At 36.6% G+C, this 1,233-nt stretch carries 1 protein-coding gene; it reads left to right on the top strand.

Translation table 11 applies throughout. From position 1 onward, the window contains the following. The first annotated feature begins 94 nt into the window (after positions 1-94). Positions 95-1,114, top strand: a complete 1,020-nt coding sequence (locus CPAL_RS08745; protein ID WP_242976302.1) for a hypothetical protein — start codon at positions 95-97, stop codon at positions 1,112-1,114. Positions 1,115-1,233: the final 119 nt, after the last annotated feature.

Raw genomic sequence — 1,233 nt, 5'->3', positions numbered from 1 at the left:
ACCGAATGAATTTTATAACCTTCATTTTGGAGAAAGTCTAACTAATATTGAAATAAGGGTGTAATTCTGACAAAACTAAAGAATTTATTAGGTTTTGTCCAAAACGAAGGGGTTAATCCGATTTCTTCCATACTTCGATGAAGAAACCGTAAAAAATGTAGTTAATGCTCTACGTGATAGCGAAGCCGTTATGCCGACAGAAACGGGAACTAATAAAGAGCTTGTAACACTTGGAAGAAACTTAGAATTTTCTGATGTTTTTGATGCAATGGATAATCTTATCACCTATCGAATAGATTCAGCCCGTAAGCAGGCACCACTTAAACTGTTAATACAGCTTTCTCGTGCATTGACTATGGACGGCATTGACTTGAAAGCCCAGAAGACTGTCAAAAATGCAGTTTTATCGAAAATGGATGAGGAAATTTCACGATTAAAAGAAAGTGGAGACTATGACACTCGAGGTGCAGCAATAACCGGATTTTCTCTTGGTATTCTAATTTTTGAGTATGGTGATAATGCCTACTCCTTTGATGAATCAACGCAAACTATGGTCGTATCAGAGTTTGATATCTCCCGCCATTTTGAACAAGCAGGGAGGATATTGGGAGAAGGCTTGCATAAGGAATATTGGATTCGTCATAGTACCCGTGATCACATCGATGTAAAAAAAGAAATAATCGTTCTGACAAATGATACGGACGCAATGGAAAGGATTAATGACTATGCTGAGAATGAATTCATTACACTGTATGAAAAAAATAAACGCTCTATTGCAAGATTAAATGAGGCTCGAAAAAACATCTATGAAAGATTAATAAATGCTTCCGCTCAACCAATAGCTATTCCTTGGGTATTGCCAGATTCAATCGATTTTTCAGTTTCAGATAACAGTATAAAAATTGATCGACACCTCTATTGTTCTGAGGATGGAACATTCCAAGCATCACTAAACCCATGGGAAAAGGGAGTTATTGAAGAAGAACTAAAAAACGGTGCCGTTTGCTGGTTACGTAATCTTGATCGTAAAAAGTGGTCACTTGAAATCCCATATGAGGTCGGCGGTGTTATCACTTCTATGTTTCCTGATTTAGTGGTAGTGAGAGCGGATTAACCCCTTCGTTTTGGACAAAACCTAATAAATTCTTTAGTTTTGTCAGAATTACACCCTTATTTCAATATTAGTTAGACTTTCTCCAAAATGAAGGTTATAAAATTCATTCGGTGACATAA

Origin of the sequence: Clostridium thermopalmarium DSM 5974, from assembly GCF_002995795.1 — a bacterium.
Lineage (GTDB): Bacteria > Bacillota > Clostridia > Clostridiales > Clostridiaceae > Clostridium_H > Clostridium_H thermopalmarium.
This window is presented reverse-complemented; position numbering and strand designations above follow the sequence as displayed.